Below are 26,835 nucleotides of genomic sequence, written 5' to 3'. Positions count from 1 at the left end.
CAGATTAGTTTGAATCAGGATTAATCGCCTCGTAGAGGGCTGAATAATCTTGATCGCCCCAACCTTGGGCGATCGCTTTTTGGACAATGGACTCAACTCCTTCGACTGCATCCGTTGTGATCCCAAGATCCGCTGCAGTTTCCCGGAACAATCGGAGATCTTTCGCCAAGTGAGTCGTTGGGAAGTTGGGGTTATCGTACTGATGGCTAAGTAGTCGCGACAGCTTCTTATCAAAGGTTGGGGCATACAGCGCACTCTGACGCAGAATTGCCATGAAGGGTTCTACAGCTAGACCACTCCGTTGCAGCAGCGCCAAACTGCCGCCAAAGGCACTGGTCAATGAGCCAATCAATTGGTTGAGCGCTAATTTCAGAGTCGCCGCTGTTCCAATAGGCCCAATCCATTCAGGTTCAGGACTGAGATGGCACAAAAGCGATCGCCATTGTTCAAAGACAGCCGGTTCAGCCCCCACCATGACGATCAGCGTGCCGTTGCGTGCTTCTGGCAGGCTCCCCAGCACCGGTGCCTCCAAATATTGCCCACCAGCCGCCGCGATTTGGTCAGCGATCGCTCGACTTTCAGCCGGCGAAATCGTGCCCATCTGGATGATGGTCTTGCCGACAAGTTGCGATCGCGATTCCTCCGTCAATAGGGTTGCAGCGATCGCCTCAGCATCACTGAGTAAGAGTAGGCAAACCTCGCAGTCGGCTAGCAATGCGGCTGGTGTCGGGGCGATCGTGGCCCCCAAAGCGACTAAAGGCTGACTCCGTTCAGCCGTTCGGTTCCAAACCGTGAGCAGCTGTCCAACCGTCAGCAAGCGTTCCGCGATCGCGGTCCCCAGTAAGCCAGTTCCGATTAATCCGCAGCGCATGCGAGTCTCCTGCTCCCCAACCATTCCGGCTCGATCGCCACGCTGTAAGGAAACTTAACGGCAACGCTCAGAAAAAACGGTTTACCTTGATCCTTTAGGCGGGTATCTTGCCCAGCCCGATTAAAACCTTTTTTCGAGGCTCCGAACTGTTGAACGGGGCCGCTGTACTACAAGGACTGGACTTGATAAGCATGGGCGCGAATCTAGCAACCAAACTGCGTGAAGGCACCAAAAAGGCACACACCATGGCCGAAAACGTCGGCTTTGTGAAGTGCTTCCTCAAAGGGGTTGTCGAGAAAAACTCCTACCGTAAGCTGGTCGCGAACCTCTACTTCGTCTACTCCGCCATGGAAGAGGAGCTTGAACGCCATCGCGACAACGACAAAATTGCAGGCATCTACTTTCCTGTGCTGAATCGGAAGACCAGCCTTGAGCGGGATCTCGCCTTCTACTACGGTGAAGATTGGCGGCAACAAATCCAACCTTCCAAAGCAGCCCAATCCTACGTAGCTCGTATTCGGGAGGTCTCCAACACTGCACCTGAGCTATTGGTTGGCCATGCCTATACTCGCTATCTGGGCGACCTGTCGGGCGGTCAAATCTTGAAAACGATCGCGCAACGCGGCATGAACTTGGACGGGGCAGGCACCGCCTTCTACGAGTTCGAAGCGATTGAAGATGAAAAAGCCTTCAAACAAACCTATCGGCAAGCCATGGACACGTTGCCAGTTGATGAAGCAACCGCCGATCGCATTGTTGAAGAAGCCAATGATGCTTTTGGGATGAATATGGCCATGTTCCAAGAGCTAGAAGGAAATCTTGTCGCAGCGATCGGCAAGATGTTCTTTAATTCCCTGACACGCCGTTTTGTACGCGGCAGCACAGAGTTAGCAACTGCAGCCGAATAATCACTGTCCTACTTGAGCTTGAGAGCCCGGAGATTAGAATCTCTGGGCTTTTTAGACTGACTCGGCGCACAATGAAACAGCAGTGTTAATTTCGGGCGTTCGCCTCCTCTTCGTAGGTTAAGCATGTCGTCCCCGCTACAGCCTTTTCTAGAGCCCGCCAACGTTCAGCAACTCGCTGGCGAGGCTTTGACATGGCTGTTTACGCCAGCAGGGCAACTTTTGCTAGCCAGTCCCTCGGCGCAACAGCTTAGTCTGCTTAGCGATCCCAATACACTGTCGATTCCCAGCTGGCTCCAGCAGGTCATTGAGAAAGTTCTTGCTAGCAATCACTTAGACCAAAACTTAGAGCCACAAGTTGAGCAGCTGCGAGTGGCTTTGGCTACTGAAGTCGTTCATATTCCCCTGACCTTAGAATTACAGTGGCTTGCGGATGTCGAGTCAGAGGCCAGCTTCCTGCTCGTCACGGGTTCCTGCCAAGACTCTCATCAAAATCTCTTTCTCGATTGGCAACAACTCCAATCTCTAGAAGTTCAGCGGCTCAGCCATAAAGTTGGGCACTGGAGCTGGAATCGAAGTCAGGCAGATGAGTTCCTTGCTCCGCCACATATTTATACGCAGATAGGCCGCTCTCTTCATGAACCTTTTACACTCACTAGTTTTCTGCAGCATTGTCATAGCTCGCTGGAAAGCCTTCAAGCCAATGCTATTTCTCTAGGCAATCAGCGATCGCATTATCTATGGGATTTTCCAGTTAAAACGGCTCATAGCGATCGCTGGTTTGAATGCCACTGTCTGCTGCATCATGATGAGACAGGCGAGCTGCTTAGCTTAGTAGGGAATATCCGAGATATTACTGAAGAGCATCATATTCTCAGCCTCGTTCAAGATAGCGAAACCCGTTTTCAAGTCCTGATTGAAAGCAATCCCAACGGTATTCTTGTCCTCGATGAGCAAGGTGCTGTCCTCTTCGCCAACCATGTCGCTGAGCAAGTCTTTGATCAATCCCTCAGCGAATTACAAGGTAAGTATTTAGGGCTGCCGTTAACCCTTAACGTCACGGTTCAGCTCGATCTGGTGCAACCGGACGGCAGCCTACGCTATGTCGAAGTCTCGATCGTACCAATTCCTTGGCAGCAATCCAAAGCTTATCTCGCACTTCTCACCGATATTACCAGTCTCCAGCAGACTCAGCAGCGCCTGAAATTACTACAAGAAGCAACTGAAAATAGCCCTGCCAGTATTTTGATTACTAGTGCCGAAGGCATCATCGAATATGTTAATCCTGCCTTTGAACTCATGACTGGCTATGGTGCTGATGAAGTGATTGGTAAAAATCCTCGCTTTCTCAAGTCAGGCTTGATGTCTCCTAGTTTTTATCAAGACCTTTGGGAGACGATCACGGCTGGCGAAACTTGGCGCGGTGAGCTTTACAATCGGCGCAAAACAGGTGAGCTTTTTTGGGATCGCACATCGATTTCGCCTGTCAAGGACTTAGCAGGACAGATCATTCATTTTGTTGCTGTCAAAGAAGATATCACTGAGCAAAAACGGAACCGCGAGTTGCTTGATCATCAAGCTAATTATGATAGCTTAACCGATCTGCCTAACCGCAGTCTTGCCCTTGATCGACTGCGACAAGCAACTGCTTTGAGTGAGCGCAGCAACGATACTGTCATTGTGATGTTGCTCGATCTCGATCGCTTTAAAAATATCAATGATACTTTGGGGCATTCCTATGGCGACTGCCTGCTTCAAGAAATAGCGAAGCGGCTGCGTTATCATCTCCCGCGAGAAATTACTATTTCACGCCTTGGGGGTGATGAGTTTCTGATTATCTGCCCTGCCGTCAAGGAAAATATCCACCTAGAAAAACTATCTCAACAGCTCCTCAAGATTATTTCTCAGCCAATCACTATTGAGGCTGAGGAGCTCGTGATCACGGCAAGTATTGGTGTTGCCTGCTATCCCAACGATGGCGTCACGCCAGAAGTTTTGATGCGCAACGCTGATACCGCGATGTATAGCGCTAAGCGTAATGGCGGCAATGACTTCCAGCTCTTTATGCCGACGATGAATGCTGAAGCTCACGCCCGCATTCAACTTGAAACTCATCTACGACATGCCCTAGAGCAGTACCAACTAAAGGTTTTCTATCAACCGATCATCAGTTTGCAAGATAATCATGTGGTTGGCCTTGAAGCTCTGGCACGCTGGCATGATCCTGAGCTGGGTAACATCCCCCCCGATCGCTTTATCCCCATCGCTGAAGAGACCGGTTTAATTATTCCTCTGGGCTATCGAGTTATCGAACAAGCCTGCCAAGATGTTGCTATTTGGCAACAGAAATACAACTATCCATTTTGGGTTGCGGTCAACCTTTCACCTCGGCAATTGCGCAGCAATCGCTTCACCCAAATTACAGCTAAAATCCTACAAAGACATAACTTTCGACCGAACTATCTCAAGCTCGAAGTTACCGAGCAAATGCTGCTCGATAATACCTCGACTATTGCGCAAATGCTGGATACTCTTCATCGCAAAGGAATTGCCCTCGCCCTTGATGACTTTGGAACGGGTTACTCTGCCCTTAGCTATCTGCGACGGTATCCATTTCAATCGCTGAAGGTCGATCAAAGCTTCCTCAGAGATATTCCCCATTCCACCGAAAGTTGTGCCCTTGTTAAAACGATTGTGGCGATGGCTCACGGGTTGGGAATGCAAGCGGTTGCCGAAGGAGTTGAAACCGCTGAGCAGGTTGAATTTCTTAAGGCAATTGGCTGCGAATACGGACAGGGCTACTGGTTTAGCCGACCGTTACCAGCCGTTGAAATCGATAGTTTTCTCGCTGTATCAACCGGGCATGAATCAATCAGCTAGGCCATGCTCTAGCGAAAAGCGCACCAATTCTGTGCGGCTGTTGGTGCCTGTCTTACTGAACAACCTGCTGACGTATTTTTCAATGTTGCGCACACTGGTATCGAGTTCTCGGGCAATTTCTTTGTTCATCAAGCCCTGAGCAACCAATTTCAAAACACTTTCTTCGCGAGGGGTGAGGTCCAGGGCGAGCGGTGTGGCCTGCGTTTGCAACTGCGGCTTCTGCTGGAGCATGGCTCGAATTTCTGCGACTTGTCGCGCAACTTCCGCTAAGTCAGGATTACCCGTGTCAGCAACAGCCGCGATCGTTTCTCGGCGCCGGCGCAGCAGGTTCTCGACCCGTACCACCAGTTCATCTGGATCGAAGGGCTTGGCAATGTAGTCATCACAGCCCGCTTCATAACCTTGGATGCGATCGCCCGTCATCCCCCGCGCTGTCAGCAAAATCACTGGCAAAGCCTTGAAGCGATCATCACCTCGCAGCTGAGCCAAAAACTGATAGCCGTCAACCCGAGGCATCATCACATCAGTGATCACCAAATCAGGACGGGCTTGCTGAAGTTGCTCCCAACCCTCTTGGGCATTGGCAGCTGTGCGCACTCGAAAGCCACTGTCTTCTAAATAGGCTTGAACGGCTTCACGCAGTCCAGGCTCATCATCGACTAACAGGATCTCGGCGTCGCTCACAGCTTGCTCCATGCTCGTTCTCAGTCTAGTGCTTCGATCGCACCGAGCCGATCGGCAAGCAATCGCCGGAGCCCAGGCAGCGCCGGAAACAATCAGCGATCGCCCATCGACAAGCCCTGAAGGAGATCTTCACAGCTTGGCAATCAGCTCTGAAACTCAGCGTCATCCTCTACTGAAAACTCTCGGTCTTGAGGATTTTGACCTTGCCATCAGCATCAAACTGCCAGAAGTCATAGCGCCCAGAAACATCGCCATTGTTGTCCAGCTTGAGCTCGCTACTGGCCCCTTGATAGTTGATCGGTTTGCCCGCGCGCACTAGGGCCAAGGCCTGACAGATATCACTGACTGGCTCTCCCGGACCATTAGCGATCGCTGCCACGCTGTCCTTGAGCTTTTCCCCTTCCAAGGACTTACTTTTCTCAGCCGCCAGAACCAAGAGCGCTGCGGCATCCCAAGTATTGGCATCAAACACCTGCGGCGATCGCTGAAAACGCTCTTGATAACGCTTGAGGAACGCCTCGCGGCCCGGGCCGCCCGAACTGGGGGCAACGCCGACGAGATCCTGCACGATGTAGCGACCCTGAGGATTACGTCCGACCAGCTCCGCCAATTGATCAGTCTTCAGACCATCGGTCAGCAACATTTGCGTAGACTGGCCCAACAGTCCTTTTTCGTAAGCACTTTTCAGAATGAGGGCGCCGGAATCTGGGTAGCCAATCAACACCACAGCATCGGGGCGATCGCGAAAAACCTGTTCCACTTCGCTGTCAAAGCTACTGGCATCAGGCGTGTAAAGCACCGGCTGATCGCGGTTAAACACCACTCCGCCGGCCTGCTCAAAAGCGGGAATGAACGATCGCAGCAACCCATTGCCGTAGTCATTATTGATGGCAATGACCGAGACCGATCGCCAGCCTTGATCCAGCGCCAGTTTGGCCAAGGCTGGCCCTTGCAGCGCATCGGAGGGAGCCGTTCGGAACCAATAGCCTTTGAAATCCCCCCGGCGGGCCCGTTCCGTAAAACGAGGACTGGTGCTGGAAGGCGAGATCATCACCACACGGTTGTTGACCGCTAGGGTCAAGGCTGCATCCGAAACATTGCTGGCCGCTGCGCCGACCACCCCTGCTACCCGATCGACTTCCGCCAGTTTGGTCATGGCCGCAACGCCGCGATCGGGTTTGGTTTCATCGTCTGCTGGAATCAGGCGGACTGGCAGCCCCTGCACCCCGCCGCAGGCATTGACCGTCTGCACCAGCAATTCAGCAGTGTCTTGCATGGGTCGGCCATACTGAGCCAAATCTCCCGTCAGCGGCAGCAGGCTACCCAACTTGAGCCCCCCCGGATCCTGCCACGGCCACTGGACTTGCGTTTGACAACTGACCAGTAGCACTGTAGACATCAGTGCAACACAAGCCGACCGCGATCGCTGCATCATGGATCAGTCTGAACTTCGCAGGCATTTTAGCCGGTTGGAACCGCTTCTGCTTCTTGGCCGTCTATGGCGAGACAGTCGAAATTCAGCGTAGAGTTAGGTCGGCTGAGAGCCCTGCTTCAAGATCTACGCCACCAGCATCGTCGTGAATTAGGGATTGACGTGAACAAATTTCTTACCAGTGCCGCCGCTCTAGTCATCTCCCTATCTGGAGGCGTTGCCATCCCTCTGATTGCCCCACCTGCCGCGATCGCCCTTTCGGATCAAGAAGTAGCAGCCCGCATTGGCAGAGTCCCTGTCTTTGTCATCCTGACCAAAGAACAACAGCCCCTGTTGTTCACGTCTCGGGACAAGGACGGAAAAGAAGTTAACAAAACCTTCCCGGTTTTTATCAACCAAACTCAAGCCCAAGCTGCTCTTGCAGAACTACAAAAGAGTAATCAGCCCCTCGGCAAAGACGCCAGAATTGGCTCACTTCTGTTGCCTAAAGCTTTGGAACTCATTCTTGACTTCTTGAAGAAGACCAATGACCCCAAGGTCACTTACGAAATTATCCCGGATCCCAAACAGCGGGCAAAGGCACTGGAGCTCTACAAAGCGGATAAGAACATCAAGCCGGAGCAACTCAAACAGCTAGAATCTGAAGCCTTTGTCCCAATCTTCTACTCCGAGTCCCTTTCAATCACCATGACCAATCAACAAGGTCAGCCGGTGAAGGACGCAAAGGGCAATGCCATCCGCCGCATTCCTCTCTTCTTGGAATACGAACCCTTGGCAGCAGAGTTGGAGAAACTCAAGAAACAGGACACCAATGCGAAGGCAGGGGAATACGCAATTACGGTCACGGATTTGTTGACGATTATCAACACCCTGACTGCGGCACAGCCTGGGAGTAACGAGAGCTTGATCGAATTACTTCCACCGGTCAGCAGCTTGCCAGTCCTCCAAGAATTGGTGAAGCAGCTCACGCCTACCAACGGCACCACACCGCCGCGAGCAACGACGACAACCCCACCCGCAGCAGGAACTGGGACAACTCCACCACGAGCCACCAACCCAACCCCAACACCTCGTCCGGCTAACTAGCCCCAGCCTTGGATGGCAACCACTACCTGGCAGGCTGTGCTCACTTGGCGATCGCACCAGCAGCAACTGGCGCCGGATATCGATCGCCAAGAATTGGACTGGCTCCTCCGGGAAGTGGCCGGCGTTCCGCTAGAACGTCAACGCTGGGCAGCCCCAGGCGATCGCCTTGAGCTACGTTGCCCACTAGCAGCGATCGCGGATCTCTGGCAACAACGGATCCGACAGCGCTGTCCGGTGCAGTATCTGGCAGGTCATGCGCCTTGGCGCGACTTGGAGTTGCAGGTTTCCCCCGCTGTCCTGATTCCCAGGCCAGAAACAGAGCTGATCATCGACCTAGCAATCGCTTGGTCCCAAGCAGAACCAGCCCGACAAACAGGCTTCTGGGCGGATTTAGGGACTGGCAGCGGTGCGATCGCGATCGCGTTAGCGCGGGCACTACCCCAAATCACCGTCCTTGCCGTCGATGACAGTGCTGAGGCTCTGGCGATCGCCCGGAACAATGCAGCCCGCTATGGTTTAAGCGATCGCATCCGCTGGTATCAGGGCAGTTGGTTGGTGCCTTTGGCCGACTATCGAGGTCAACTGCAGGCAATTATCTCCAATCCGCCCTACATTCCCACTCAAGAGTGGCAAGCCCTAGAGCCGGAAGTCCGCGATCATGAACCGCGTCAAGCTCTGGAGTCTGGCCCTGATGGGTTAGAAGCGCTACGCCATTTAGCCCAAGCGGCGCCTGACTATTTGCGATCGCTCGGTCTGTGGCTCTGCGAACACATGGCCGGTCAAAGTACCGCTGTAACGGCTTTGCTGGCGGCCATTCCTGGCTATTCTGAGATCCAAAGTCATCGCGATTTAGCGGGCCGCGATCGCTTTGTTTCGGCCAGTTGGAGTGCTTGAGGACGATGGTGCGTCTTTCGTTAGCGGCAGTAATCACAGCGGCGCAAGCCGGTCAGGTGATTAGTTTTCCCACCGATACGCTGCCCGCCCTAGCAGTTCAACCAGATCAGGCGGCGCAAATCTATCGACTCAAGCAACGCCCCTCCGAAAAACCCCTGATTCTGATGGCCGCGACGGCAGCAGAACTATGGCCGTTCGCCCAAGGGAGTCCTGAGGATCAGGCGCAGTGGAATGCGATTGCTAATCAATATTGGCCAGGCGCCTTGACGCTGGTTCTCCCAGCCAGCGATCGCCTACCCGCAGCTGCTAATCCCCTCGATCGCAGCAGTATTGGACTCCACATTCCCGCCTGTGCGCTCGCCCGTCAAATTTTGGCTGAAACAGGGCCACTGGCGACTACCAGTGCCAACCGTTCTGGAGAACCGGCCTTACTAAACCCAGATGCGATCGCAGCGGAATTTCCTGAGGTCACCGTTTTGGCCGAGGATCCCTGGCCGGATCCATCTGGCCTCGCCTCGACAGCTCGTGCGCTGGCAAGCCGATGGACAATGGCAAGTTCTGCGGCAGGGCAGCATTGTTCTGGGGGAGGTGTGAGCCCATGGCGATCGCACTAGGTCTGTTTCTGCCCTTGGTCTGGATTGCCCTCACGATCGCCAAGCTATTTTTCTGGATCCCTATCCAGAACGTTGAGCAGTTTTTGACTTGGCCGCTGCTCTGGCTGGTGTTGGGAGCCGGCCTCGTCAGTTGGTTACTCGATGGCGTTCGCTCTCGTTTGTGATCCCCGCAGATTGATTCCAGGCAACAGCGTTGAAGGGATCAGGATCTTCTTCTTTTGACCGTGGGCTGATCGAGGTTAGGCTGAGGCTATACCTGCGTTCAAGAGCGCGCCCGTGCAACTGCGCCAAGTGATCATCGCCTACAAAGCCGGTGATCCCACCAGCAAAGCGGCTGCAGATGACTGCGCCCATTGCCTCGAAAGCCAAGGGATTCACGTCATGTTGGGGCCGAGCGGGGCACGCGATAATCCCTTTCCAGTTTTCCTGGCTTCGGCCACTGAACCGATTGATCTAGCGATCGTTTTGGGGGGGGACGGCACCGTGTTGGCCGCCGCTCGCCACCTCTCCGATGCAGGCATTCCGCTGTTGACCTTCAACGTCGGGGGACACCTCGGCTTTTTGACGCAGCCCCGAGACTTTTTTCAACCCGAGGCTGAACTCTGGGATCGCCTGCGCAACGATCAATACGCGGTGGAACAGCGCATGATGCTGGCCGCTAGCCTGCATGAGGGCGGGCGCGAAAATCGCGAACCCATTAGCGAGACCTACTACGCCCTCAACGACATGTGTGTGAAGCCGGCGGCACCCGATCGCATGTCTGTTTGCATCCTCGAAATGGAAGTCGATGGCGAGATCATCGACCAGTACCAAGGAGATGGCCTGATTGTCTCAACGCCCACGGGTTCTACCTGCTACACCGCTGCCGCCCACGGTCCGATTGTCCATCCCGGCGTCGATGCCTTAGCGGTCACGCCGATCTGCGCCATGAGTTTATCCAGCCGCCCGATCGTGATTCCACCGCGATCGGTGGTCAGCGTTTGGCCCCTGGGCACCCAAGATCCCACGATCAAGCTCTGGATGGATGGAGTCTTGGCCACTTCGATCTGGCCGGGCCAACGAGTGGATATTCGCATGGCCGAAAAGCCTGCTCAGTTCCTGGTTTTAGACAGCGATCGCTCCTTCTACCGCATCCTGCGCGAGAAGCTGCAGTGGGCGGGAGCCGTCATTCACTACAACAACAATTTCCGCAACTAGGCTGCTGCAAACAGGTCGAGGGGAAAATGACCGTAGGTGCCGCTCGGGCCTGCCGCTAGGTCGGAATGCACGGTGATCAGTACGCCTCGGTAGGCTCCTTCATAGGTATCCAAGAGCAACCGCCCCGATCGCCCATTGGCTTTGAGGAAACAGGGCTCCGCGATTGCCGGTAGATCGGTCGGTTCGAGGGCTGGCTGCTGGAGGGCGGCCCAATACTCTGCCAAGGCCGCTTGGGCGATCGCTGAGGTCTCAGCGCAGATTCCCAGGGTCAGAAAGTCCGCTGCTGTGACCAGAGTATGCAGATCGCTACGCAGTTGTTGCACTGCCTCTGGGCTGAGCTGCAGGTCCTCCGTCTGACAGCGATACTGCTGCAACCGCTGTTCTGCTAGCGTCCAATCCTCGCTCACCCTCGCCACTCCTCACTGCATCGACGTGACCTAATTGTCCCAGCTTTTCTGAGGCGCCGAGCTCCTGACCCAAGTGGGCGATCGCCCCCAGCTCGGGCAGCGTGTTAAAAGTGAAGAATTGTAAAGTTGCTGCTTACATGAGCTCAGAACCCAGCGATGGCCATGATCTGCGGCGATCTTTTCGCGATCGCCAAGAACTGATCGACTATCTGCAGCAGCAATTTCCAGAAGCGGCGGCCGTGGATGCCCAGGTCAGTCCCATCCCAGGCGGCTATCAAGCCGCGATCGCTCAGCTCGAGGCGATCAACCCGCTGCGCTATGGCAAAAGCCGCAACTTTTTGGACGGTGCAGTGACACGCCTGTCGCCCTACATTCGCCACGGCGTTCTTAGTTTGGCAACCGTCCGCGATCGCGTCTTGGCTCAAATTCGCCAGCGCAGTGATGGCGAAAAACTGATTACGGAACTGGCTTGGCGCGACTACTGGCAACGGATCTATTGGGAGTGGGGCGATCGCATTTGGCGCGATCGTGAGCCCTACAAAACCGGCTGGGACAGCCAACAATACAGCGAGGCGCTTCCGCCTGACCTACAAGCGGCTGAGACAGGCTTAGCCTGCATGGATCGCTTCAGTCGTGAACTGAAGGAGACTGGATACCTGCATAACCATGCCCGCATGTGGATGGCGGCCTATCTGGTGCATTGGCGGCGCATTCGCTGGCAGGCGGGTGCGCGCTGGTTTCTTCAGCATTTACTCGATGGCGACCCCGCCAGCAATAACCTCTCGTGGCAGTGGGTAGCCAGCACCTTCAGCACCAAGCCCTACTGGTTTAACCGCGAGAACCTGCAGCGCTACAACGGCGATCGCGATTGTCAGGATTGCCCCAGCCGCGATCGCTGTCCCTTTGACGGCAGCTACGACGAGCTCGCCGATCAGCTCTTTCCCAAGGCCGAATTTCGCGACCAACCCCGCCAAGGCGGACGCTGGCACCGCGATCGCTCTAACTCTCGCCAGCGCTAAACCATGAAACCAATTGTCTGGATCCACGGGGATGCCCTCAGCCCCCAAAACCCCGCTCTCCTGCGCCATCCCAAAGCTCCGGCGCTTTGGGTCTGGGATGACTCTTTGCTCAAGGACTGGCAGATCAGCCTCAAGCGCGTCGTCTTCATCTACGAATGTCTGCTGGAGTTGCCCGTCACGATCCGGCGTGGTGATCCGGCCACAGAACTGCGGCGCTTTGCCCAAGCCCATGGAGCGGATTGCATTGCGACTACCGACAGCCCCAGTCCCCGCTTCAACCAGATCGCCGATGCGATCGAAGCGGACTTTAACCTCGAGATTTGCGATGGGCCAGAGTTTGCAGCGATCGAGGGCTATGTCGATCTGAAGCGCTTCTCTCGCTACTGGAAAACCGCTCAGCAATCAGCCTTTGAGCCAACCACTGGCGGTTACTAGCGATCGCAGGTTGCTGCAGTCTGCTCCTAGGGGTCAATCGAGGACTTGTCTGCTGTGGAGCCCACCGAAGGACGCGGCAGCCCCCCGGGCACGAACGGCAGGGCCGTCACTGTCAAAGGATGCTGGGTCCAGCGCTCAGCAAGCCCATGGAGCAGCACGTAGAAGCAGGGAATGACCAGCAGGGTTAGCACCGTTGCCAGGGAGAGCCCCGAGAAAACGACAATCCCCAGCGGTTGCAGGAACTCACTGCCCTGACCAATGCCCAGCGCCAAGGGCAACATCCCCAGCACGGTAGTGAGTGTCGTCATCAGCACGGGGCGAAGGCGTTGCGGGGCCGCTTGCAGTATGGCCGAGCGGCGATCGCAGCCCTGCTCTTCCCGCAGTTGATTGGCCAGTTCCACCAGGATGATCGCGTTATTGACGACGATCCCAACCAGTAGCACCACCCCAACGACGACCGTTGCACCGATCGCGGTGTTCGTGAAGTAGAGCCCCAGGATGCCACCGGCTAAGGCCAGAGGCAGCGTGAACATGATCACTAGCGGATCGATCAGCGAGTTGTACTGCACCGCCATGACCACGTAGACCAAGAAGCCAGCCAAGCCACCCAGAATCGGCAGACTGGCCTGCAACTGCCGGTTGCTCTCGGCAGCGCTACTGGGCAACAAACTGACTCCCGAGGGGAGATCGACGGAGTCAATCAGGCGCTCAGCCTCTGCGATCGCAGCACTCAAGCTGGCACCTTGACTGAGGTTGCCGGCAATTTGGAAGACCTGTCGTTGGTTAATCCGCTGAATTTCGGAGGGGGCAGCCCCCGTCTCAAGACGGGCAATGTCATTGAGGCGAATCAGCGAGCCCGTGTTGCTAAACAGCGGCAGCTGCAGCAATTGAGCCGGCGTATTGATGGCCGTGTTGGCAACTTCCACCCGCACATCCACCAGGCGATCGCCCCGCTGTAGACGGGTTGGTATCGAACCTTCAATCGCGGTTTGAATTGTATTGCCCACGCGACTGGGATTCAGGCCGAGAGCCGCTGCTCGTTCGCGATCGAGCTGGATTCGCAATTCTGGTTCGCGGCGATCGCTGTCGGGTCGATAGCGGGCGAGTTGCGCTTGCCCCAGAGCTCGCATCACCTGTTCACCCGCGATCGCCAGTTGTTCGCGATCTTCACTCTGGAGAATGACGTCGATATCGGCACCGCGTAGCGGCGAGTTATTGGTGATCAAACCGCGTACTGAGCCTGGGGTGACCCGCACCAAGGTATCCACCAAATTGAGTTGGTTGAAGGCGGGCGTCAGTCGTTCAACAAACTGATCGACATCACTGCCAGGTTTCAGCGTGATTGTGCTGGAACTGCGTAGAACGTTGGTGGTCGTATTGGCCCCAAACAGGGAGCCCCCAATCGTCGAAAAGGCATAGTCTGTTTCGGGTTGCTCGAGGATCAACTGCTCGATCGCCGCCATCACCCGTTGGTTGTCCACCAAGGGAGTACCTGGTGGGAACTGGACAAAGAGCTGCGCTTGGCCTGTATTAATCCGAGGCAGAATCTCCTGGGAGAGCTGGCCCAGCAAGGAGGCGCCACTCAGACCCAAGACGAGAAAAGCGATCGCGATCGTGCGCAGCGGCCGGTTGATCAGACGCTGGAGCACCTGACCATAGGCCGTTTGCAGTCGAGCAAATTGGTGCTGAAAGGCCAGCAGCGGGGGCCAGCGATCGAGACCACTGGTTTCCTTGCGAGCCAACAGTCGCGAGGCCATAGCCGGCACAACCGTCAGCGCCACCAAAATTGAAGCCGCCACGGCAAAACTGATCGTCAGAATCAGCTCACTGAACAGCAGGGAAATAAAGCCACCCAGCATCAAAAAGGGTAGTACCGCCACTAAGTTGGTGGTCGTTGAAGCAATCAGGGCTGACTCAACTTTTTGACTGCTGTCGATCGCCCGCTCAATCACCTGTCGCGGCGAAAGCAGACTGCGGCTATCGCGACCAGGGGTGATGCCAACGCCATCGGCGATGGTCTCCAACATGACGATCGAGTTATCGACAACAATGCCAACGCCCAGTGCCAGTCCGCCCAAGCTGAAGATGTTGAGGGAGAAGCCCGCTAGTCGCATCATCACGATCGCGGCCAGCGTCGCCAGCGGAATTGAAATCACGATGATCAGGGTCTGCCGCCAAGAGCCGAGGAAGAGCAGTACCGCCAGCGCGGCAAGGCCAGCCCCAGCCAGACCGGAGCTGGTGACATTACCGATCGCATTTTGAATAAAAATCGACTCATCCAAGGTCGGCAATACCTGCACTCCTTCGCCGAGGACTTGATTGGCCTGAAGTTGGTTCAAGCGCTGTTTAACAGCGTCAACAACCGCGATCGTGTTGGCTTCCGGCTGTTTCTGGACGCTAACCTTGACGGCTGGCTGACCATTGAGGCTGACGAAAATCCGCTGCTCAGCGCTGCCGTCAATGACCTGGGCAAAGTCTCGCAGCCGTAACTGCTGGGACGGATCGGTTTCGCTACCCGCTCGTTCGAAGGTCAGATCTAAAATGTCTTGGGCGTCTTGAAAACGTCCTGTTGTCCGCGTCAGGGGCTCAGCACTGCCCAGCAGTCGGCCACCAGAAACATCTTGGTTACTCTCTTGCAATTCATTGAGGACGGTCTCCAGCCCAATGCCTAAAGCCTGCAGGCGATCGGGGTCGAGCAGAACCCGCACTTCCTCCTCGAGACCGCCGGTGACATCAACCGCTGCGACCCCTGGCAGCAAGGTCAGCTCTCGGGCCAGTTCTTCTTCGGCAAGCAGGCGCAATTCCTGGGGCGATCGCTCAGTGGAGGAAAGGGCAAACTCGTAGACCGGCAACTGGGATGGGTCGAACTTGAATAGTCGTGCCTCTTCAATGCCCTCGGGGAGCCGCGATCGGGCCCGGTTGAAGGTGGCCGTCGCATCGTTGAGGGCTTGGTCAATGTTTCCTCCCGGCTCGAAGAAGAGGTCAATGCTGACATCGCCTTCGCGGGTGCGCGAGAAGATTTGCACTACCCCTTCAGTCGCCGAGAGCGATTCTTCGAGGGGCTTGGTGACTTCTTCCACGGCGATTTCCGGCGCCAGTCCCGGTGCCGTCAGCCGCACCCCAATTCGCGGATAGGTGATCGACGGCAAGAGATCGACCTGAAGCCGACTGACAAGAAAGACTGCCACAACCACTGTGGCCAAGGTCAGCATCAGGGTACCGATGTGGCGACGAATCGAAAGCCCGCTGAGGCTGAGCTTCGGAGGCGGCGTTGGGCTCATCCGTTCTGGTCTCCCGCTGTGGACAGAATGCTGAGGCGAACCTGCTGGCCCGCTTTGAGAGGACTGGCACTGCGCACCACGATCGTTTCACCCGCTTGTAAGCCGCTTTGAATGACCACACGGCCATCGGCCCGAGGTCCTAACCGCACCGATCGCGCTTCGGTGGTGGTGCGATCGCCTTGCTTTTTGACGACGAACACAGTGCCGCGATCGCTTGTAGTGGGCGTCTCCCCGGTCGAGAGCGCCGCTTCAGGGACGACGATCGGGTCAGGCGCACTGCTGGACAGTACCACCCGCGCCAATAAACCGCTGCCTATCCGACCATCAGGATTAGGCATGGTAATTTCCACAGGAATCAGCCGGGTTCGGCGATCAGCTACCGGCGCAATCCGGCTGATTTGCCCCGTAAAGGTCTGCTTGGGAAAAGCATCCAGTCGGACTTGGACGGACTGTCCAACCCGCAGGTTGGCAAGTTCTAGCTCAGAGACACGCAGGACAACTTTGATGCGGCTAAAGTCGCCAATCGTGAGAATCTCATCGCCCTCACGAGCGAGGTTACCTGCTTCCGTACTGCGCTCTAAAACCAGACCGGTGACCGGCGCAATCAGCTGCGTGAAGTTGCGCCGCGCCTGTTCTTGGTTGGCGATCGCCTGTTGGGCAACCACCCGACGTTCAGCCGCCGCCACAGCCTGTTGACGGGTTTGCACCTGTTGTTGGGCAGTGCGAACCGCTTGTTCGGCCGTCAATACGGCAGTCTGAGCTGTTTCAGCTTCCTGCGCAGAAATTGCTCCCGCCTGAAACAGGCGCGTTAGGCGGGCTGCATCGGATCGGGCCTGTTGGAGCTGGAGGCGAGCTTGCTCGACGGAGGCCATAGCAGCAATCACCTCAGCTCTTTGGCTAGCCACTTCAGACTGACGAGCCGCCACTTCTGCCGCTGCCGCAACTACCGCGGTGCTTTGCAGGCGATCGTCTAGGCGGGCGAGTAACTGCCCCGACTGAACTGGATCCCCCACATCGACGGAAAGCCCCAGCACTTGACCTTCAACTTGAGCCCGCAGCGACACAGATTGGAAAGGTTCCGTCGTGCCGGTGTACCGGGTGGCTTCTTGGAGGGGTTGCCGTTCAACTACCGCAGCATCCACCGCAGTGATGGGCGATCGCTGCTGCTCCCGATTGGTTTGAGCAGAGCTTGGCGGCAAGATCTGACAGCCCGAGGCTGTGATTGACACCAACAAACAAGCCAGACCGAGGCGGGCGTGAGCTTGGGCAAAAACGGTCATGGAGACAAGATGAGAAGGGCAGAAAACGCAAACTTGCAAGATCTCTTTACAGTCTGCATGAGAGCGGCAGTGGTCGGAGTAAGGCTAGTGTGCTGGCACACATAGCCAGTAAGGATGCCGCCCTCAGCAATCTCTCAAAGGCGATCGTGAGTTCCCGCCGCCACAGGAGATGTGACGAGAATGCAATAAAAATGTTTCCAAGGAGTTTTGAGAAGGAACCCACTGGAACCTGAACCCTTCATAAGTCCTGAGCGATCAGTCAGAAAAATGGATAGGTTGTACAGGATCTCAATGAATTAAACCTGAATAATGTGGGCAGGATAATCGTTCATTTTTAATCATTCTTTTGCCTCTCCTCATCCAATCATCACTTAAATCGAGTGATGCATCGGTAATCTTGCTTTAGCTGAATCTGATTTTTTGTTTTCAGCTCACATCCAAAGGCTTGAAACCTTAATTAGTCATTTAGCAGAACAAGGACAATCAAGGAACCATGAAACTTAGCTATCTTCTGATCTGCAGTTTGGTCGGCCTAGCATCTGTTAGCGTTGTTACCCGCCTAGAAGCTGCAACCTCTACTCAATCTGTCGAAACTTCTATCAGTCATTCTAGGCTCGCTCAAGCAACCACTCGTTTTCCAGCCGTTTACAACGAGAATGGTATTGCTTTAGATGGCCAAGATGTTGTTGCATATTTTCGAAGCAATTCACTCGTTCAAGGGAGTCCAAAATTTACTCACACTTGGAATGGTGTAAAGTGGCAGTTCTCAAGCACAATGAATCGTGACTTATTCGCAAAAAACCCAACTAAATATGCTCCGCAGTACGGCGGTTATTGCGCTAAAGCAGCATCTGCAGGTGTTTTAGCTACAACGATTCCTAATGCTTGGGAAATTCGCGATGGCAAGCTTTACCTTAATTACAGTTTAGAAGCCCAGAAGGAATGGAAGCAAGACACAGCAACTAAAATTGTAAAAGCAAATGCGAATTGGCCTAAAATTCTCAACAATGACACCCTAAAAAGATAGAAGTTCTAGCGAGCAGTTCAGCATTTGACTAAAATCATGTACTGCTCGCTTTAGAAATGTTTTATAAGCTTAAGCAACAGCTTGATCAAAGGAAATTCTAGCCAAATCAATGTTTCGCCATATTCAATCAATTTTTAACAAGCTTGGAGGAAGTCGAGTTGCTACAAACTCTTTACAATTTAGGCTGACTCTTGAGCTGACCTTAATCTCCGCATTAGGTGTATGCAGCATCACCTTGTGGTCATCTTGGCGATTAGAACAAACTCTGATTAATGGCTACAAACAAAATTTGAGTTATATTTCTGATAGTTTTCCTGAAATAATTAAGATCAGTAGTCTCAATGATTCCATTCAACTAGAGCTTGAACGGTCGATCGCCCAAGTTTCTAAACCGAGGCTCCTCATTTGGGTTCGCAGCCCTAGAGGGGAACTTTTAGCGCGATCGAGAGGGATGAATATTCCCTCAAGTGATCTGATTGAAGTGGCTAACAAGTTACCCGCATCGAATGATCCTAAAGTTTTTCAGATACAGCAGCAGTCTTTTATTCTCGCTCAGACTGCTCTAAGTCTTGATGGAAATCCTATTGGAAATGTATATTGGCTTCAAGATATTACAGAAGATCAAAGACAGTTAGATTCTTTGTTTAGTCAACTACAGCTAGGCAGTATTTTACTGGTTTTTACCTTGATTGTTGTGATAGCTAGTCGAATCCGTAGAGCAATGGCTCCAATTAAGGAGATCAGCCAGATTGCTAGTAACATTTCAATCATTGATCTCGGAGCTGATCCTCTTGAACTTCGCCACGCTCCCGAGGAAATTTTAGGGCTTGCAAAGGCATTCAATGACATGTTGAATCGTCTATCGATCAGTTGGGAGCAACAACAACAGTTTGTAGGTAATGTTTCCCATGAGTTAAAAACGCCCCTCACAGTGATTTCAGGATATCTGCAAAGTCTTTTGAGAAGAGGTGACAATCTTAATTCTTATCAAAATCAAGCCCTAGAAACAGCATCTGCAGAAGCTGAAAGAACGATTCGAATGCTTCAAGATTTACTAGATCTTGCAAGAGTTGATAGCGGCAATCTGCATTTCCGCTTAATGCCGACTGTGTTAAATACTTTGATAGCAGAAGTTGCTGAGATGACACGACGTGTCACTGGGCGTCAAATTATTATGCAAACCCCTAAGAGTGAAATTGTTGTCTACGCTGATCAAAATCGTTTAGAGCAAGCTTTGATCAATCTGCTAGATAACGCAGCCAAATATTCGAATCAAGATCAAGTGGTCTACATTAATTTAGAGCAGTCTAATCAACAGACCTTAATTCACATAATCGATCAAGGAGTAGGAATTCCTCTTGCTCACCAAAGTCGCATTTTTGAGCGATTTTACCGAGTGGATGAAGCCATGACACGATCGCGTGATGGAACTGGGCTAGGATTAGCAATTGCCAAAAGCTTGATTGAAGGCATGCAGGGCAAAATTACGCTGCGGTCTAAACTAGGGGAAGGCAGTACTTTCACCATCATCTTACCCAACTGGGAATCCTTGCCATGAACAATCATATTTTGCTCATTGAGGATGACCCGAAGCTTCTGCTGTTTGTTGAGCAAGAACTCAGCTTAGAAGGCTATCAAGTAACAGTTGCCAACAACGGTCTAGACGGTCTATCTTTAGCAAGAAGTATTCAACCCGATTTACTCATTCTGGACTGGATGTTACCAACTCTTTCTGGAGTTGATATCTGCTTGAGGCTACGATCGACTGGTGTTCAAACACCAATCATTTTATTGACAGCTAAGGATGAAATTTCCGATCGCGTTTCGGGGTTAAACTCAGGGGCTGATGACTATGTCACAAAGCCCTTCAGCATCGAGGAGCTGCTGGCACGAGTTAAGGCGCAATTACGTCGGGTCAATCCAGAAGAGCCCGATCGCCTGCAGTTTGCTGATGTATCACTCCATCGTCTAACCCATGAAGTTTATCGAGGGAGTCAACGACTAGAGCTGACAGCTAAGGAGTTTGATCTGCTCGAGTTTCTCCTAAGACATGCTCGACAAGTCGTTACCCGTGACCAAATTCTTGAGCAAGTTTGGGGGTATGACTTCATGGGCGAGTCTAATATTATTGAAGTCTATATTCGAGCATTGCGATTAAAGCTAGAAGCCTCAAATCCGCAACGAATTTTACAGACAGTGCGAGGCGTTGGCTATGTGATTCGCGACTATCCCTAAGTTCAGGCTAAAACATGGCTCCAATCTCAGTCAGTTCATTGAGAGCGTTGCCAAGACTCCGCTGTAATAGTCTCAAACTAGGCAGGATTAGTCGCAAAGTAAACTTGTCGCCGCGCTTCAAATAATCCGATCGCTACACTCACCGACAGATTCAAACTGCGCACTCCTGCTTGAGGTGTGGGGATACGAACGCGATGGTCACAGCTGGCCAAAACATCTTCCGGTAGGCCACTAGTTTCTCGCCCAAACAGCAACCAATCAGTGGCTTGAAAGTCACAGTCGAGATAGTTCAATTCCCCTTTGGTTGTAAACGCAATCAGTCGGCCGCCCTGCTGTTGCTGCTGTTGCCGAAATACGGACCAATCAGGATGGGTCGTCAGCTGGACGTAAGGCCAGTAGTCGAGGCCCGCTCGCTTGAGATAGCGATCGCTCAGTTCAAACCCCAAGGGCTCGATCAGATGCAGGGGCGTGTCTGTTGCGGCACAGGTGCGTGCAATATTGCCGGTATTGGGCGGGATTTCGGGCTGATAGAGCACAACCTGCGGCATGGGAGAGAGCGATCACAAACACAGCAATCTCTGATTCTCGCGTCTGACCTAGAGTCCCGTCTAGCGCGAACGCTTTTTAATCACTCGCTTCGCCACCGACGACGACATCCCGAATTCGCAGGCTCGGACCACCGCAGCCAACGGGCAAACCACTCTGGCCACCCTTGCCACAGCCGCCCGACTCATCCCAGACAAAGTCATCACCGATCGCTTCGATCGCCGCTAGGGTCGAGAACACATTGCCTGAGAGCGTGACATCACGCACCGGCTCCGCCAGCTCACCATTACGAATCATCCAAGCCTCGCCCGCCGAGAAGGTGAACATCTCACCATTGGTCATGCCACCCAGCCAATTGCGGGCGAAGACACCCTGCTCAATGCCTTGGATCAGATCGGCTGCCGGCGTTGTTCCCGGCGCAATCCAAGTATTGGTCATCCGCACGATCGGCGGATAGTGAAAATCCAAGCAGCGGGCATTGCCGGTGGGCGCTTCCCCGAGTTTTCCAGCCGTTTCCCGAGAATGCAGGCGCCCTGTGAGGACACCATCCGTAATTAAAGCCGTCGTGCTAGCGGGAACACCTTCATCGTCATAGGCATAGCTGCCGCGATGTCCCTCAGGGGCGGCACCATCAAAAATTTGTAGGGTCTCTGGGCCAAAGCGACGGCCTAAGCTCATCACTTCCAGCAGCTCAGGATTTTCGTAGGCCATATCCGCTTCCGACAGATGGCCAAAAGCTTCGTGGACAAACAGCCCCGTCAGGATCGGATCAATAACGACCGTATAAGTCCCCGCTTCCACAACCGGCAGCGAAAGCGATTGCAGCGCCCGATCGCGAGCCCCCTGCACAGCCCCATCCAGACCCAGCAGATCTTCCCAGCCGCGCCGCGAGCCAGTCGTCTCACGCCCTGTCTGAACGCGATCGCCCTCGCGAGCTGTCGCGGCAAAGCGCATTTCCCAGTCTGACCAAGACTGTTCTAGCAAGGTGCCTTCCGAGGTTGCCAACAGCAACCGCTGGTGACTGTCGCCGTAACGCACACTCGTACTGGCAATGCGGCGATCGCCACTGCGCAAAATCTCGGTGTAGTGCTGGCAGAGCGCCTTCTTCTCTGCCAGCGCCACTTGGTCCGGCGATCGCCCTGTGAGCGGTGCCGTCCAAATTGCCCGTACCGGATCAACCGGTGCGAGTTCCGTGGTTTCCGTGCCGATCAAGCGAGCCGCCGCGATCGCCTCTTGCAGTCGTTCTTCCAATTGACTGAGGCGATTGAAACTGGCGAAGCCCCAACCGCCTTTCCAGCAAGCCCGAACCTGACCACCCACCGCCAAACTTTCACTGAGGGTTTCAAAGCGATCGCCCCGCAGGGCAATGTCCGTTGCCTGGGATTCTTCGAGGCGAATCGCCAGAAAATCAGCGCGATCGCGATAACGGTGAATGAGGTCGTCTAGCTGCTGACGGGCAGTATCAAAATCGAGGGTCACAGGGCTGAGGCGATCGACGCCCTCATTCTGACATTTCAGCCCGAATCAACTTTCGGCCCGCCCCTGTCAGTCTGCTTTCTGAGGCGATCGCCCTGAGCGTTCTAGGCCAATCCCTCACTCTCAGCTTTTTCAGCAGCCTCCAGCTGTTGCCGCACCCGCGAGACTCGCAAACCCGCTTCAACAGCAGACCCAATTCCAACGCCGCCAAAGCCTAGATACACACCCACGAGCCCGAGGGTGGCTGCAGCTCCAATCGACTCCTCATCGGTCAAATTTTCACTACGGGCGATCGCGGTTCCTAACACCGCACCGCCAGCGCCTCCAATGAAGGCACAGCCAAAAGCGAGTAATCCCCCGATCCAGAAAGCTCGCCAGCGTCGTTGGTAGATGTAGCCGGTGCCATTGCAACCCAAGTTGAGGACGACGCTCAACCATCCTGCAGATTGGGCAATGAGGGTATCTTTTTCACGCTGGCTCAGCATCAGAGTCTCCACTTGGGACGCAGTCATTTTAGAGGCGCGATCGCGGCAACGCCATCTGCCAGTAATTACAAGTCCGCTAGGAGGAACGAGTCTTCACCCGCAAACTCCGCCGGAGCGCTTGGAGCGATCGCTGCAGGGACTGGGCAGGCAACGATTGTTGGGCATAACGCTGAGCCAAATACTGCTGGGTGAGCTGACTGAAGACCGCGGTCCAGGGTTGCTGAAGCTGTTGCAGCCGCTCAGCATAGGCCGCCGGTCCTTCTTGGGGGTAGCGCGGCCAACCGGCTTTGGCGATCGTGCGGCAGGCCTGTTGATAGATGCGCAGACTAGGATCCTCGGATGATCGCTGATCCAACCACCGGGACAGCCACCACATCAACCCAGCGGCGATCAGTAAAGTTGCGACGAGCAAGAGAGACAGCCCAACCTGTCCTACCTGTGCCAGCAACGCAGCCAAAATCTCCTGCTGACGCTGGTTGTCGTAACTCAGTACCCAAGAGGTCCAGCGGTAGTCGATTGAAGCCCAGAGTTGCCAAGCCTGATCCAGCAGTGGCAGACGGCGCAGCACTGCCGCACCAAGGAGGCCACCAGCGGCTTGGGCACGGTCTTCCGGTGTTAACGCAGCTTCCAGCCCTTCACTGAGTCTCAGTGGGGCGATCGCTGCAGTTGGATCAATCCGAGTCCAGCCTTGACCCTCTAGCCAAACCTCTGTCCAGGCGTGGGCATTGGCCTGCAAGACGCTGTAGTAACTGGCCTGCGGATTCCACTCCCCCCCGAGATAGCCCGTCACGACCCGCGCCGGAAGACCAGCCGCTCGCATCAAAAAGGCAAAACTGCTGGCGTAATGTTCGCAAAAGCCCGCCCGACTGCGGAACAGAAAGTCATCAATGCTGTTGTTAGCTGTGAGCAGCGGCGGCTGCAGAGTATAGCGAAATTCCTGCTGTTGGAGCTCCTGCAAGCTGGCCTGCACAATCGCGGCATCATCATTCGAGAAGCGATCGCGAAGCCGTTGCGCCCAAGCGCGGGTTTGGGGATTACTCCCTGGTGGCAGCTGCAAATTGAGCTGGCGATCGCGCGCTGAAAGCGTCAAGTCCGCCTGATAGCGCTCAAAAGTCACGCCTTGATAGCGGCTCTGCTGGCTGAGCGGAATCTTGGTTCGAAACTCGAAGCGCGAATCGAGGACAATGCCTTCGCTCGTTGGCCGACTGAGTTCAAGGGCATAGCGCCAGGTGCGCTGACTCGGCTCGGCAATGACGGTGTAGGGAATCGCGCCTTCCCCAGTCAGTTCTGGGGCGACTTCACCCGGATCGAAGCGATCACGGTAGGGCAGCGGCTGCCAGCTCCGTCCGTCCGTCAGTTCATGGACCATTGCCCGCCAGTAAAAGCGATCGCTGGGGAGGGATGCCTCGGGGAAGCTGAAGCGAAAGGCCAAGGCCGAGGAGCGGCTGAGGTCAGCAATTTCTCCGGGCGACACCCGATCGCTCAAACCGGTCACGGCCCGTTGACCGACCGGTACTCCCCAGAGGGGCGGCAAGCGTGGGGCAATCAAAAACAGCACAAGTAACAGCGGGATCGCAGGCCCCAGGAGTCGCAACAAAGCTGCAAAGGGCTGGCGTGGGCGACTAAGCGGCCGATAGAGGGCTGCCAATCCCAAGGTCGCCAAAGCGATTGCCATTAGCAAGACCAGCGTTTCCAGCAAACTTTGGCGGAGCAGAAAACCCAGAGCCACCAAACTGTAGGCAATTAACACCAGTGCTTGGTAGTCTCGCTCTTCCTTGAGTTCCAACAACTTGAGAGCAAAAGCAAGAGTCAACAGCCCGAGGAAGACACTGAGCAACCCCTGAGGAAGGCCCACCAACAGCGCCAAGATCAGGGCGATCGCGGTCAGACCATGGCGCAGCGTTTGGGGTAAGAGCGATCGCTGTTGCCACTGGCGAATGAGTCCCCAAATCAACAGGGTGATCGCGACAAAAGCAGCTACGGGCGGCAGATCGCCTAGCTGCAGCAGTAGGGCAATCAGATAGCCGCCGCTCAGCAGGCATAACCCCAACCGTGGCGGGCACCAGACAGCAGCCGTCATACGGAGCGCTCCAACCCGTAGAGGGCGATCGCTTGCAGACAGGTGCGCTGATGCTGGCTGCCAGTCTCGGCTTCCCAACGTTGAGCCCCGAGTGAAAGCCCAAAAGCTTCGCCCCGGCGACTGAGTTCCTGCACAGCCCAAGTCAAACGCCGTAACCGTTGCTCCAGATCCTGTCCTGGCGTCTGTTGCAGGCTCAGCCAGCTTTGCTGCGCACTTTCACCCGCAAAGGCTTTGCTATGTAGACCTCGTCCCTGCGCCAGTTGTTTCCAAGCCACCCGCCGCAGCGATTCTCCAGGCTGATAGGGTTGCAGACCAACAAAGTCTTCACTGGTGGCTGGGTGAGGTTGCGAGCTAGAGATCGGCTGATCAGCGGTGGCAGCCGTGGCAGCGATCGCGGCAGTTTGGAGCGGCCAGCGTTCCGGCTGCGGAATAATCAGTGCTTGCCAGCCCAGATCCAAGACCGTCCAAGTCCGAAATAGCCCCAAGGGATAGTCGCTGCGCACTTGCAGCCGTCCCGGACGATACCAGCCACGCTGCAGGGGAATCACCGTCAGACTGACAGTCTCACTGGGCGATCGTAGTTCGGCAATGCGCGGGCGATCGCTCTTGGGTAGATGCAGCCGTAGGGCATAGCGCGGCGTTTCAGTCTTGAGACGTACCGACAGACGTAGAGGCTCACCAACTTGTCCATCCGGGGCGGGCAAGGCTTCCAGTTCGAGGCCATCGAGATTACGAAAGCTCTGGAAAATGCAGCCCAAAAATAAACTCAGCAGCAAAAAGCTCAGCAACAAAACCAAATTGTTTTGGTAGTTGGTGCCAATTAGATAAAAGGCGATATCCAATGCTAGAAAAACTGCCCCAAACTGACTGGGAAAGATAAAGATTCGCTCGCGATTCAAGCGAATTGGCGATCGCGGCGGCAACTGTCGCGCCAACCACGCTTCAAAACGCGATCGCCCCCAATGCATCAGGTATCGCCGCAAGTTCATCGCACAGGATCCACGCTTTCCAGCAAGGATTCCGCATAGCGGCGATCGCCCTGCCCCGTGACACTGCCCCGCAGTCGATGTTCGGCCACAGCCGGGAAAATCACCTGGATGTCCTCGGGCAACACATAATCGCGTCCCGATAGAAAGGCCCAAGCCTTGGCCGCCGCCAGAATCGCTTTACTCGCCCGTGGCGAAAGCGGATTGGGAATCTGTGATCGCTGCCGACTTTCTTGCACCAAGGCTAATAGGTACTCCAGCAACGGATCGCTGGCGCGGACTTTCGCAACTTCTAGTTGCAACTCCTGCAAAGCCTCAGCATTGAGGATGGATGACAAAGCGGCACTAGGGCGATCGCCATCACTGCCGCGCAACATCGCTAGCTCCGCTTGACGATTGGGGAAGCCCAATTCCAGTCGCATTAAAAAGCGATCGAGTTGCGATTCAGGCAGTGCAAACGTGCCCGCTTGATCAATCGGATTCTGGGTAGCGATCACAAAAAAGGGCAGCGGCAGCGGGTAGGTTTCCCCCTCATGGCTGACCTGCCGTTCGGCCATCGCCTCCAGGAGCGCACTCTGGGTTTTGGGACTAGCCCGATTGATTTCATCCGCCAGCAACACCTGGCTAAAAATCGGTCCCGGATGGAAGCGAAAGCGTTGTTCTTGCTGCTCAAAAATCGAGACACCGAGCAAGTCAGCGGGCAATAAATCGCTGGTGAATTGCACCCGCCGATAGCTGAGGCCCAAACTATTGGCTAGGCTTTGAGACAACAGCGTTTTGCCCATACCCGGCAAATCCTCAATCAGCAGATGCCCCCTTGCCAACAAGCAGGCGACAGCTAACTGAATTTGTCGTTCCTTGCCCAGCAGCACCGTCTGTAATTGAGCTAAGACAGTCGCTAAGGCAGACGGTTGACGGGTTTCTGAGAGCACCGGCACAGGTCCGATAACAACAGCCCCTCTATGGTCGCTGATCCTTCTCCCTCTGGAGTGCCGAAGGGCACGGTTTTCGTCCG

The 26,835-nt window shown here is 54.8% G+C and carries 24 protein-coding genes; 12 read left to right on the top strand and 12 right to left on the bottom strand.

What is annotated here, in order from left to right:
• Positions 1 to 4 precede the first annotated feature (4 nt).
• A complete protein-coding gene (locus tag SYC_RS11840) occupies positions 5 to 871 on the bottom strand; it encodes an NAD(P)-dependent oxidoreductase (RefSeq protein WP_011378221.1) in 867 nt (288 codons plus the stop codon).
• A gap of 191 nt (positions 872 to 1,062) precedes the next feature.
• Here SYC_RS11840 and SYC_RS11835 point away from each other — a divergent pair, with 191 nt between their 5' ends.
• Both SYC_RS11835 and SYC_RS11830 read left to right on the top strand, forming a co-directional pair.
• Positions 1,063 to 1,779 (top strand): heme oxygenase (biliverdin-producing), encoded by a 717-nt coding sequence (locus tag SYC_RS11835; protein WP_011244546.1) that lies wholly within the window; start codon positions 1,063 to 1,065, stop codon positions 1,777 to 1,779.
• A gap of 123 nt (positions 1,780 to 1,902) precedes the next feature.
• Positions 1,903 to 4,656: a putative bifunctional diguanylate cyclase/phosphodiesterase gene (locus tag SYC_RS11830; RefSeq protein ID WP_011244545.1), complete on the top strand. Its 2,754-nt coding sequence runs from the start codon at positions 1,903 to 1,905 to the stop codon at positions 4,654 to 4,656.
• Here SYC_RS11830 and SYC_RS11825 read toward each other — a convergent pair.
• Positions 4,645 to 5,352, bottom strand: a complete 708-nt coding sequence (locus SYC_RS11825) for a response regulator transcription factor (RefSeq protein ID WP_011244544.1) — start codon at positions 5,350 to 5,352, stop codon at positions 4,645 to 4,647. The two genes, SYC_RS11830 and SYC_RS11825, sit on opposite strands and share 12 nt — an antisense overlap.
• A 157-nt stretch (positions 5,353 to 5,509) precedes the next feature.
• On the bottom strand, positions 5,510 to 6,739 hold the full coding sequence (locus tag SYC_RS11820) for an ABC transporter substrate-binding protein (RefSeq protein WP_231621396.1): 1,230 nt from the start codon (positions 6,737 to 6,739) through the stop codon (positions 5,510 to 5,512).
• A gap of 195 nt (positions 6,740 to 6,934) precedes the next feature.
• Here SYC_RS11820 and SYC_RS11815 point away from each other — a divergent pair, with 195 nt between their 5' ends.
• The 5 genes from SYC_RS11815 (at position 6,935) to SYC_RS11795 (ending at position 10,563) form a co-directional block, all read left to right on the top strand.
• A complete protein-coding gene (locus SYC_RS11815) occupies positions 6,935 to 7,858 on the top strand; it encodes a Tic22 family protein (RefSeq protein WP_011378222.1) in 924 nt (307 codons plus the stop codon).
• A gap of 12 nt (positions 7,859 to 7,870) precedes the next feature.
• A complete protein-coding gene (gene prmC, locus SYC_RS11810) occupies positions 7,871 to 8,752 on the top strand; it encodes a peptide chain release factor N(5)-glutamine methyltransferase (RefSeq protein ID WP_011244541.1) in 882 nt (293 codons plus the stop codon).
• A 5-nt stretch (positions 8,753 to 8,757) separates the two neighbouring features.
• Positions 8,758 to 9,366, top strand: coding sequence for an L-threonylcarbamoyladenylate synthase (locus SYC_RS11805; protein WP_011244540.1), 609 nt, complete (start codon positions 8,758 to 8,760; stop codon positions 9,364 to 9,366).
• Entirely contained in the window at positions 9,351 to 9,530 is a 180-nt protein-coding gene (locus tag SYC_RS11800) for a hypothetical protein (protein ID WP_039755639.1), read from the top strand. The genes SYC_RS11805 and SYC_RS11800 overlap by 16 nt, the downstream gene beginning before the upstream one ends.
• Positions 9,531 to 9,642: 112 nt before the next feature.
• A complete protein-coding gene (locus tag SYC_RS11795) occupies positions 9,643 to 10,563 on the top strand; it encodes an NAD(+) kinase (protein WP_011244539.1) in 921 nt (306 codons plus the stop codon).
• Here SYC_RS11795 and SYC_RS11790 read toward each other — a convergent pair.
• A complete protein-coding gene (locus SYC_RS11790) occupies positions 10,560 to 10,970 on the bottom strand; it encodes a DUF1824 family protein (protein WP_011378225.1) in 411 nt (136 codons plus the stop codon). The genes SYC_RS11795 and SYC_RS11790 overlap by 4 nt on opposite strands.
• A 137-nt stretch (positions 10,971 to 11,107) precedes the next feature.
• Here SYC_RS11790 and SYC_RS11785 point away from each other — a divergent pair, with 137 nt between their 5' ends.
• Both SYC_RS11785 and SYC_RS11780 read left to right on the top strand, forming a co-directional pair.
• A complete protein-coding gene (locus SYC_RS11785; protein ID WP_011378226.1) occupies positions 11,108 to 11,989 on the top strand; it encodes an FAD-binding domain-containing protein in 882 nt (293 codons plus the stop codon).
• Between the two features lie 3 nt (positions 11,990 to 11,992).
• Complete coding sequence (locus tag SYC_RS11780) at positions 11,993 to 12,424, top strand: hypothetical protein (RefSeq protein ID WP_011244536.1); 432 nt, start codon at positions 11,993 to 11,995, stop codon at positions 12,422 to 12,424.
• Positions 12,425 to 12,450: 26 nt separating this feature from the next.
• On the opposite strand, the gene SYC_RS11775 is transcribed toward SYC_RS11780, so the two are convergent.
• On the bottom strand, positions 12,451 to 15,705 hold the full coding sequence (locus SYC_RS11775) for an efflux RND transporter permease subunit (RefSeq protein WP_011244535.1): 3,255 nt from the start codon (positions 15,703 to 15,705) through the stop codon (positions 12,451 to 12,453).
• Positions 15,702 to 16,985, bottom strand: coding sequence for an efflux RND transporter periplasmic adaptor subunit (locus tag SYC_RS11770; RefSeq protein ID WP_011244534.1), 1,284 nt, complete (start codon positions 16,983 to 16,985; stop codon positions 15,702 to 15,704). Before SYC_RS11770 ends, SYC_RS11775 begins: the two co-directional genes overlap by 4 nt.
• 493 nt (positions 16,986 to 17,478) lie before the next feature.
• On the opposite strand from SYC_RS11770, the gene SYC_RS13655 reads away from it, so the two are divergent.
• The 3 genes from SYC_RS13655 to SYC_RS11760 all read left to right on the top strand — a co-directional run bounded on the left by SYC_RS13655 (position 17,479) and on the right by SYC_RS11760 (position 20,247).
• Positions 17,479 to 18,012, top strand: a complete 534-nt coding sequence (locus SYC_RS13655) for a YHS domain-containing (seleno)protein (RefSeq protein ID WP_011244533.1) — start codon at positions 17,479 to 17,481, stop codon at positions 18,010 to 18,012.
• Positions 18,013 to 18,121: 109 nt separating this feature from the next.
• Positions 18,122 to 19,570, top strand: a complete 1,449-nt coding sequence (locus SYC_RS11765; RefSeq protein ID WP_011244532.1) for a sensor histidine kinase — start codon at positions 18,122 to 18,124, stop codon at positions 19,568 to 19,570.
• Positions 19,567 to 20,247: a response regulator transcription factor gene (locus tag SYC_RS11760; RefSeq protein ID WP_011244531.1), complete on the top strand. Its 681-nt coding sequence runs from the start codon at positions 19,567 to 19,569 to the stop codon at positions 20,245 to 20,247. Before SYC_RS11765 ends, SYC_RS11760 begins: the two co-directional genes overlap by 4 nt.
• Positions 20,248 to 20,324: 77 nt before the next feature.
• On the opposite strand, the gene SYC_RS11755 is transcribed toward SYC_RS11760, so the two are convergent.
• The 6 genes from SYC_RS11755 to SYC_RS11730 form a co-directional block, all read right to left on the bottom strand.
• A complete protein-coding gene (locus tag SYC_RS11755) occupies positions 20,325 to 20,795 on the bottom strand; it encodes a tRNA (cytidine(34)-2'-O)-methyltransferase (protein ID WP_011244530.1) in 471 nt (156 codons plus the stop codon).
• 76 nt (positions 20,796 to 20,871) lie between these two features.
• Positions 20,872 to 22,272: a TldD/PmbA family protein gene (locus SYC_RS11750; protein WP_011244529.1), complete on the bottom strand. Its 1,401-nt coding sequence runs from the start codon at positions 22,270 to 22,272 to the stop codon at positions 20,872 to 20,874.
• Positions 22,273 to 22,373: 101 nt separating this feature from the next.
• Positions 22,374 to 22,754 (bottom strand): hypothetical protein, encoded by a 381-nt coding sequence (locus SYC_RS11745; RefSeq protein ID WP_011378227.1) that lies wholly within the window; start codon positions 22,752 to 22,754, stop codon positions 22,374 to 22,376.
• Positions 22,755 to 22,830: 76 nt separating this feature from the next.
• Positions 22,831 to 24,834, bottom strand: a complete 2,004-nt coding sequence (locus SYC_RS11740) for a transglutaminase TgpA family protein (protein ID WP_011244527.1) — start codon at positions 24,832 to 24,834, stop codon at positions 22,831 to 22,833.
• Positions 24,831 to 25,823: a DUF58 domain-containing protein gene (locus tag SYC_RS11735; protein WP_011244526.1), complete on the bottom strand. Its 993-nt coding sequence runs from the start codon at positions 25,821 to 25,823 to the stop codon at positions 24,831 to 24,833. The genes SYC_RS11740 and SYC_RS11735 overlap by 4 nt, the downstream gene beginning before the upstream one ends.
• Positions 25,820 to 26,758 carry an AAA family ATPase gene (locus SYC_RS11730; protein WP_011244525.1) on the bottom strand — a complete coding sequence of 313 codons (939 nt, stop codon included), beginning with the start codon at positions 26,756 to 26,758 and terminating at the stop codon, positions 25,820 to 25,822. Before SYC_RS11730 ends, SYC_RS11735 begins: the two co-directional genes overlap by 4 nt.
• Between the last annotated feature and the right edge of the window lie 77 nt (positions 26,759 to 26,835).

Origin of the sequence: Synechococcus elongatus PCC 6301 (genome assembly GCF_000010065.1) — a bacterium.
Taxonomy (GTDB): domain Bacteria; phylum Cyanobacteriota; class Cyanobacteriia; order Synechococcales; family Synechococcaceae; genus Synechococcus; species Synechococcus elongatus.
Note: the sequence above shows the minus strand (reverse complement) of the source record. Positions and strands in the feature narration are given on the sequence as shown.

What these genes read in the sequence shown, in the direction of transcription:
- SYC_RS11840 (WP_011378221.1), bottom strand. Translation starts at nt 871, where the DNA reads ATGCGCTGCGGATTAATCGGAACTGGCTTACTGGGGACCGCGATCGCG.
- SYC_RS11835 (WP_011244546.1), top strand. Translation starts at nt 1,063, where the DNA reads ATGGGCGCGAATCTAGCAACCAAACTGCGTGAAGGCACCAAAAAGGCA.
- SYC_RS11830 (WP_011244545.1), top strand. Translation starts at nt 1,903, where the DNA reads ATGTCGTCCCCGCTACAGCCTTTTCTAGAGCCCGCCAACGTTCAGCAA.
- SYC_RS11825 (WP_011244544.1), bottom strand. Translation starts at nt 5,352, where the DNA reads ATGGAGCAAGCTGTGAGCGACGCCGAGATCCTGTTAGTCGATGATGAG.
- SYC_RS11820 (WP_231621396.1), bottom strand. Translation starts at nt 6,739, where the DNA reads ATGTCTACAGTGCTACTGGTCAGTTGTCAAACGCAAGTCCAGTGGCCG.
- prmC (WP_011244541.1), top strand. Translation starts at nt 7,871, where the DNA reads ATGGCAACCACTACCTGGCAGGCTGTGCTCACTTGGCGATCGCACCAG.
- SYC_RS11805 (WP_011244540.1), top strand. Translation starts at nt 8,758, where the DNA reads ATGGTGCGTCTTTCGTTAGCGGCAGTAATCACAGCGGCGCAAGCCGGT.
- SYC_RS11800 (WP_039755639.1), top strand. Translation starts at nt 9,351, where the DNA reads ATGGCGATCGCACTAGGTCTGTTTCTGCCCTTGGTCTGGATTGCCCTC.
- SYC_RS11785 (WP_011378226.1), top strand. Translation starts at nt 11,108, where the DNA reads ATGAGCTCAGAACCCAGCGATGGCCATGATCTGCGGCGATCTTTTCGC.
- SYC_RS11780 (WP_011244536.1), top strand. Translation starts at nt 11,993, where the DNA reads ATGAAACCAATTGTCTGGATCCACGGGGATGCCCTCAGCCCCCAAAAC.
- SYC_RS11775 (WP_011244535.1), bottom strand. Translation starts at nt 15,705, where the DNA reads ATGAGCCCAACGCCGCCTCCGAAGCTCAGCCTCAGCGGGCTTTCGATT.
- SYC_RS11770 (WP_011244534.1), bottom strand. Translation starts at nt 16,985, where the DNA reads ATGACCGTTTTTGCCCAAGCTCACGCCCGCCTCGGTCTGGCTTGTTTG.
- SYC_RS13655 (WP_011244533.1), top strand. Translation starts at nt 17,479, where the DNA reads ATGAAACTTAGCTATCTTCTGATCTGCAGTTTGGTCGGCCTAGCATCT.
- SYC_RS11765 (WP_011244532.1), top strand. Translation starts at nt 18,122, where the DNA reads ATGTTTCGCCATATTCAATCAATTTTTAACAAGCTTGGAGGAAGTCGA.
- SYC_RS11760 (WP_011244531.1), top strand. Translation starts at nt 19,567, where the DNA reads ATGAACAATCATATTTTGCTCATTGAGGATGACCCGAAGCTTCTGCTG.
- SYC_RS11755 (WP_011244530.1), bottom strand. Translation starts at nt 20,795, where the DNA reads ATGCCGCAGGTTGTGCTCTATCAGCCCGAAATCCCGCCCAATACCGGC.
- SYC_RS11745 (WP_011378227.1), bottom strand. Translation starts at nt 22,754, where the DNA reads ATGCTGAGCCAGCGTGAAAAAGATACCCTCATTGCCCAATCTGCAGGA.
- SYC_RS11740 (WP_011244527.1), bottom strand. Translation starts at nt 24,834, where the DNA reads ATGACGGCTGCTGTCTGGTGCCCGCCACGGTTGGGGTTATGCCTGCTG.
- SYC_RS11735 (WP_011244526.1), bottom strand. Translation starts at nt 25,823, where the DNA reads ATGAACTTGCGGCGATACCTGATGCATTGGGGGCGATCGCGTTTTGAA.